This is a genomic window from Streptomyces sp. NPDC004658, assembly GCF_040609555.1.
GTDB lineage: Bacteria > Actinomycetota > Actinomycetes > Streptomycetales > Streptomycetaceae > Streptomyces.
Genome location: NZ_JBEXKG010000315.1, coordinates 1 through 4,120 on the forward strand (window position 1 = coordinate 1; position 4,120 = coordinate 4,120).

4 protein-coding genes are annotated in these 4,120 nt (G+C 76.3%); all 4 read right to left on the reverse strand.

The window, feature by feature from the left end; all coding sequences use genetic code 11:
- Positions 1-60: 60 nt before the first annotated feature.
- The 4 genes from ABZV94_RS40550 to ABZV94_RS40565 all read right to left on the reverse strand — a co-directional run bounded on the left by ABZV94_RS40550 (position 61) and on the right by ABZV94_RS40565 (position 4,028).
- Positions 61-333, reverse strand: coding sequence for a hypothetical protein (locus tag ABZV94_RS40550; RefSeq protein ID WP_356349953.1), 273 nt, complete (start codon positions 331-333; stop codon positions 61-63).
- Positions 334-413: 80 nt separating this feature from the next.
- A complete protein-coding gene (locus ABZV94_RS40555; RefSeq protein ID WP_356349955.1) occupies positions 414-2,864 on the reverse strand; it encodes a SpoIIE family protein phosphatase in 2,451 nt (816 codons plus the stop codon).
- Between the two features lie 235 nt (positions 2,865-3,099).
- Positions 3,100-3,678 (reverse strand): GNAT family N-acetyltransferase, encoded by a 579-nt coding sequence (locus ABZV94_RS40560; RefSeq protein ID WP_356349957.1) that lies wholly within the window; start codon positions 3,676-3,678, stop codon positions 3,100-3,102.
- Positions 3,679-3,824: 146 nt separating this feature from the next.
- Positions 3,825-4,028 carry an MbtH family NRPS accessory protein gene (locus ABZV94_RS40565; RefSeq protein WP_356349959.1) on the reverse strand — a complete coding sequence of 68 codons (204 nt, stop codon included), beginning with the start codon at positions 4,026-4,028 and terminating at the stop codon, positions 3,825-3,827.
- Positions 4,029-4,120: the final 92 nt, after the last annotated feature.

The following is a 4,120-nucleotide window of genomic DNA, read 5'->3' on the forward strand; positions in this document are numbered from 1 at the left end:
AGTAGGACCTGCCCGGACGGCCGGGCCTGGCCACCGGTGGTCCGCGGGCCCGGCCGTGGGTCAGTCCGCCTGCTCCGCCGCCGCGCGTTCCACCTCGGCCTCCACCTCGGCCCGTGGCCGGCCCGTCTGCCGGGCGTACTCGCTCACCGCCGTCTGCACATCGCGGGCGAGGTCCCGCCAGGCGCGCAGGGCGGTCTCGTAGGTGCCCGACTGGGCGCCGGTCATCCGCCGCTCGGCCGGCGGGCCGTAGGCGTCCCGCAGTTCCTGCACCTGGGCGTGGGCGGCGGCGGCCGCGCGCTGCTTCGCGACCAGTTCTTCGAAGGTGTGCGACACGGCAACCGACCCTAGGCAGGTCCGGGGCGCGCGCCCACGACGACCTGCCGCTGACCCGCCACCCGTACCCGAGTGGCGGGTCAGCGGTCGGGTACGAGGTCCGCCCAAACCTGCTTGCCGCCGCTGACCGGGACCGTGCCCCAGGCCGCCGACACCGCCTCCACCAGCAGGATGCCCCGGCCGCCGGTGGCCTCCCAGCCGATGCTCGTGGGTTTGACGGGGCTGCGCGGGGAGGAGTCGGCGACGGCGAGCCGCAGCCGGTGGTTGACCAGGCTGAGGTCGAGCCGGACCTGGCCGCCGGTGTGCACCAGGGCGTTGGTGACGAGTTCGGAGACGACCAGGAGGGCCGCGTCCATCGTGTCCCGGGACACGCCCCAGGCGCGCAGGGTGCGCCGGGTGAAGCGTCGGGCGTGCCGGACCGCCTCCGGCACCCGCCACACCGTCCAGCTCTCCCGCAGCGGCCGTACCGCCAGGCCGTCGTAGCGCATCAGCAGCAGCGCCACGTCGTCGCCGCGGTGGGCGCCGGTGAGCAGGGCGTCGGCGACCAGGCCGAGGTGGGCGGGGTCGGCGGCGGACAGTTCGCGGGCCAGCCGCTTCATGCCGTCGTCGAGGTCGAGGGAGGGGGACTCCACCAGGCCGTCGGTGGTCAGCGCGACCACGGTGCCGGGCTGGAGCCGGAGCGGGGTCATCGGGAACTCGGCCTGGGCGAGGACGCCGAGCGGCGGGCCGCCCTCGGCCCGTACGATCTCCGCGGCGCCGTCCGGGTGGCGCAGCACCGGTTGCACATGCCCGGCGCGGACGCACCAGGCGGTGCCCTGCTCGACGTCGACGTCGACATAGGCGCAGGTGGCGAAGAGGTCGGTCTCCATGTCCAGCAGCAGCCGGTTGGCGTGCGCGACGACCACGTCCGGGGCGTGGCCCTCGGCCGCGTAGGCGCGCAGCGCGGTGCGCATCTGGCCCATCAGGGTGGCGGCGCCCGCGTTGTGGCCCTGCACGTCGCCGATGACCAGGGCCACGTGGTTGTCGGCCAGCGGGATCACGTCGTACCAGTCGCCGCCGACCTCCAGGCCGGCCGTCGTGGGCAGGTAGCGGGCGACGGCGACCGCGCCCGGCAGCCGGGGCAGCCGGCGGGGCAGCAGGGTGCGCTGGAGCATGCCGACGAGTTCGTGCTCGGCGTCGAAGGCGTGGGCGCGCAGCAGGGCCTGGCCGGTCAGGCCGGCGCAGGCGGTGAGCAGGGCGCGTTCGTCCGGGGCGAAGTCGTGCGGCCGGTCCCAGCCCACCAGGCAGGCGCCCGCCATGCGGCTGCCCGCGGGCAGCGGCAGTACGGCGAGACCGCCCGGGCCGACCTCGGCGAGGGCGGGTTCCAGCGCCGAGCCGGACGGCCAGATCTTCGCGCGGCCCTCCCGCAGCGCGGCGGCCAGGGTGGGCATGGCGCGCACCGGCGCGTCGGGCCATTCGGTGCGCCACTCGCTGCGCCACACCTCGGGCCAGGCCTCGGGTTCCGGCGGGTCGAGGACGGTGACGACCAGCCGGTCGTTCTCCAGTTCGGCCAGGGCGATCCGGTCGGCCCGCAGCGGTGTGCGCAGGGCCGCCACGACGGCCCGGCCGACGTCCTTGACGGTGCCCGCGGTGGCGAGGGCGGCGGCCAGGCGCTGCACGCGGGCGACGTCGGTGACGTCGGAGCGCAGGGTGGAGGCGTCGGCGACGGTGCCGACGAGCCGGGCGGAGCGGCCCTCGCCGCCCGGCAGGATGCGGCCGCGCAGCCGCAGCCACTTGGGCGGGCCGACGGGCTGCAGGATGCGGAACTCCAGTTCGCGGTCGCCGATGGACATGTGGTCGGCCTCGACCACCGACATCAGCGCGGGCAGGTCCTCCGGCACCGCCCGGCCGAGCAGGGTCTCCACGCGGCCGTCGAAGCTGTCCCGGTCGATCCCGAACAGCCGCAGGATCGCCTCGCCGACCTCCACCCGGCCGGTGTCCATGGCCAGGCTGAAGGCGTCCTCGGACAGCTCGCCGGTGTCACCCGCGGCGGCCGGGGCCGGTACGGCGACCGCCCGGGCGATCAGCTCCAGGCTGGTCCGGTCGTCGGTGCCGAAGCCGCCCGGGTGCTCGCCGACCGCCACCAGGCAGCCGCCGCCCGCCGGGCCGAGCGGCAGGACGGCCACGGAGAAGTCCGGGGACGGGGTGCGGCGCGCGTCCGGGCCCGCGGCCAGCTCCGCGGGGCCGAGCCAGCGCGGGCGCCCGGTGCGGTGCACCTCGGCGACCGGGGAGGCGCCGGCGGCGGGGTAGCAGTCCCGCAGGCCGTACAGCGTGCGGGGCAGACCGGCCGACTCGGCGAGGCAGAGCTGCGTGACGTCGTCGCCCGGCGTGTACACCCCGGCGAAGGACGCGCCCGCGAACACGAGCGCCTGTTCCAGGACCCGGCGGAGCCGGTCGGGGGTGGCCGGTGACGCCATCAGCGACGCGAGGGCGGCTTCGGCACGCTCCGGCGCCGTCCGCGTCCCGCTGATCGCAGCGCCCTCACTCACCACGTCGCCATTACAGCGCGTATGAGCCGCCTGCGCAGCCCCTGTGACAACGCGCTGAACGGACCCGTCCGGATGCCCCGGCGGCGGTGAGCGGGAACGGACCCGCGCGGGCGGGGTGGACGCCGCGCCGGGCGGGGCATCGGCCGAAGGCGGCGCCGGTGGCATCAGGCGGCCGTGTCGGGCCTGCCCCGCCGGGTCCGCCGAGCGGGGCGCCGACGGCGGCAGGCGGTCCCGAGGGTCACACCGGGTCCTCGACGGCCGCCGCCGCGCCCGTCCTCCCGGTGTCCGTCGTTTCGCCCTGTTCCCGGGTGGAGACGACCAGCAGCCTGGTGACCGTGCCGTCGTCCGCCACGACGTCCCGGACGTGGCGGAAGCCCAGGCGGCGGCACATGGCGAGACTGGCGGTGTTGTCGGCGCCGACCATGCCGTACGCCTCGGTGAGACCGAGGTTGTCGGCGGCGTGCCGGAGGAGGCCGCGCACCGCCTCGCCGCCCAGTCCGCGCCCCCAGTGCCCGGGGGCGAGCGCGGTGACGAGTTCGTGGCCGTCGACGTTGCCGGTCGGCTTCACCTCCGCGTGGCCGACGTGGACGCCCTCGTGCCACAGGCCCCACACGTCGAAGCGCCGCTGGGGATAGACGTCGGTGAGGATGGCGCGGAACAGCTCGCGGATCCGCGGTTCGGGCACGCGTTCCTGGCCCATCCAGCGGCACACCTCCTCGTCGCGCAGGAGGGCGACGAAGGCGTCCTCGTGTTCGGGCCGGTAGGGCAGGAACTCCAGGCGTTCGGTGCGCAGGACGGGTGTCGTGGCGGACGTCATGGCGGACTCCTCGGGAGTTGATGCGGTGCGACGGGTGCCGGGCGACCGGCGGCGCGTGGGGGGAGGAGTGGGGGGAGTGGGAGGGAGGTGCCGGGCCGCCCGGTGCGGGCGGCCCGGCGTGTCGGCCGTGCCGGACGCGCGGAGCGTCAGGCGCCGGCGCTCTCCATGCGCTCGCGCAGGCTCTTGGGCCGCATGTCGGTCCAGACCTCGTCGACGTACGCGGAGCACTCGGCCTCGGTGCCCTCCTTGCCGACGGGCTGCCAGCCGGCGGGCACCTCGATGTCGGCGGGCCACAGGGAGTACTGCTCCTCGTCGTTGCGCAGCACCTGGTAGCGGGTGTTCTCGTCCATGTCGGTCTCCTCGGGGTGTGGGTTCGGATGCGCGGGCGTGAGGCGGGGGCGGACGGTCGGGGCGCGGGGTGCGCGCGGTCCGCGCCGGGTGG

Coding starts and splice junctions, on each gene's coding strand:
- ABZV94_RS40560 (WP_356349957.1), bottom strand. CDS start 3,678: ATGACGTCCGCCACGACACCCGTCCTGCGCACCGAACGCCTGGAGTTC.
- ABZV94_RS40565 (WP_356349959.1), bottom strand. CDS start 4,028: ATGGACGAGAACACCCGCTACCAGGTGCTGCGCAACGACGAGGAGCAG.